Origin of the sequence: Paraburkholderia humisilvae (genome assembly GCF_902859855.1) — a bacterium.
Classification (GTDB): domain Bacteria; phylum Pseudomonadota; class Gammaproteobacteria; order Burkholderiales; family Burkholderiaceae; genus Paraburkholderia; species Paraburkholderia humisilvae.
The window spans coordinates 1-1,830 of the sequence record NZ_CADIKH010000291.1 but is presented as its reverse complement, the minus strand read 5'-3'; the positions used below and the strand labels follow the sequence as shown (position 1 = coordinate 1,830).

At 57.9% G+C, this 1,830-nt stretch carries 1 protein-coding gene and 2 pseudogenes; 2 read left to right on the top strand and 1 reads right to left on the bottom strand.

Annotation, left to right across the window (positions count from 1 at the left end; translation table 11 throughout):
* A partial coding sequence (locus tag HV796_RS41995; protein WP_246356394.1) for an ATP-binding protein occupies window positions 1-446 on the top strand: 446 nt, incomplete at its 5' end.
* Window positions 447-602: 156 nt separating this feature from the next.
* Window positions 603-848, top strand: a pseudogene (locus HV796_RS45230) (IS110 family transposase); the annotation flags it as partial.
* 317 nt (window positions 849-1,165) lie between these two features.
* Here HV796_RS45230 and HV796_RS41990 read toward each other — a convergent pair.
* Window positions 1,166-1,620: pseudogene (locus tag HV796_RS41990) on the bottom strand (transposase); the annotation flags it as partial.
* Window positions 1,621-1,830: the final 210 nt, after the last annotated feature.

The following is a 1,830-nucleotide window of genomic DNA, read 5'->3' as shown; positions in this document are numbered from 1 at the left end:
CATCTGGAACGGCGCTGACCTGGTTGGCTGGCTGCGTAGACTCTGACCTGTTATGTGCAGTCAAGGCATGCTCAAACCAGGCGGGTTCGCCTTGCTGCACGATCTCTCCACATAACCGCGCGCTGCACATAAATCAAGTAATGTTGCGCGCAACATTAGTCGACGATTTCGGACTGAAACCCATGCGCACTCCCGAAGACGAAGACTTCCACGATCTGATTGCCGAACGGTATGAACGCGCATCCACCGTCCTGACCAGCAATCTGGATTTTACAGAATGGGGCGATGCGTTCGCGACCAACAAGATGCCCGGTGCCGCAACGCTCGATCGGCTGCGACATGCCGCCTATCGCGTCGTGCTCGACGGCGAGAGCTACCGCGTTCCACGTCCGATGCCCGACAGCAAATCAACTCTTGCCAAAGGAGGTAAAAACAAGGATTCTTGATCCCCGTTCGAGCTCCGAATCAGGCGCCTTTCGCTGGCCCATTACGCCGAAAACACCCGGCTCCTTTACGGCGAAAGGCAACACGCCCTCAGGAAATTTGCTTCAGTCACGGAGTAGCCCTTGAAAACCGATCCCAATTGACATCCGGAGTCATATCAGCGCGGTGACGTGTATTTGCGTACGCTGCTTATCCACGGGGCTCGTGCGGTGATTTACGGAAGCAAACTCAACAGCGCGATGAGCCGTTGGCTTCAGACATTGCGCGGGCGATGCAACGTCAATGTGGCGGCCGTTGCCCTCGCGAACAAGAATGCGCGAATCGTTTGGGCACTGCTGACGCAGCAACGGGACTTCGACCCTGAGCATGTGCCCACCGCAGCAAGATCGACAGTGCATGCCTGAATTCAGGAATCGCAACACACCGATAACTCTCCAGAGAACCGATTGCCCGGGCGATCAAACAGTGATGGCAAGACGGTCAGACCGTGGTTGGCAGAAGCCTGATATGCAACACGAGCACAAGGCTCGCGGCGTTGATGAGGCGTCAACCGGCGGATTGCATCAGGGACGGCAGGCATGAGCCTGACATCGAGTCCGGATACATGGCTGCAATCTCGACCTCCTGCACATTACTGGTTACATCGCTTGACAAGCCGGGAGCGTCCATACATGTTGCATAAATCGAATTTGAAGGTGAAGGTACGCCATTGATGTTGAATTCAGGCGATGGGAACGGATTGCGGACGTGCGAGAGCCGTCATGTGGTTGAGCACGCCTACGCGGATCGCGACTCCGGTTGCCTGCATACCGATACGTCGCGCCCACACAGGCTATTGCCCTTGAGCGTCCTGAGCCGGTACATCAGGTTCTCGACGAGCGAGCGCCGGCGGTAGCCGCTGCACTTTTTCCATTCGGAGCGGCCGCCTTTGGCGATCGCGGTGATGGCCCCGTTGCGCCAGCCCGCGCCGGGCGTGCGCTCCGGCCATGGCATCGCGCCTTCACGCTGAGGAATCGGGGGTTGAGCTCCGCGTGCGGCGATCACTGCATGGCCCTGCTTCGTGTCGTACGCGCCGTCGCTGCCAACAATTTGAACCAGCACATCAGCGGGAATCTGGTCGGGCAGCACACCCGCATCGTCGACGTCCTGATGTGTCATCAACGCCGCGGATATCCTGCAAATAGGAAACTTCTCAACCAGCTTGCTTATTTGCACCAGAGCCACCGATAGAGGTGGCTTCGAGAATTCGGACAGTTCGGTGAGTGGAAAAGCTGTGGCGTGAGTCGGCCATAATGGCCGGCAACAAGGAACCAGAAGATGACGAAGCGAAACCGACGGACCCACTCGCCAGCGTTCAAGGCAAAGGTTGCCCTGGCAGCGCTCAAG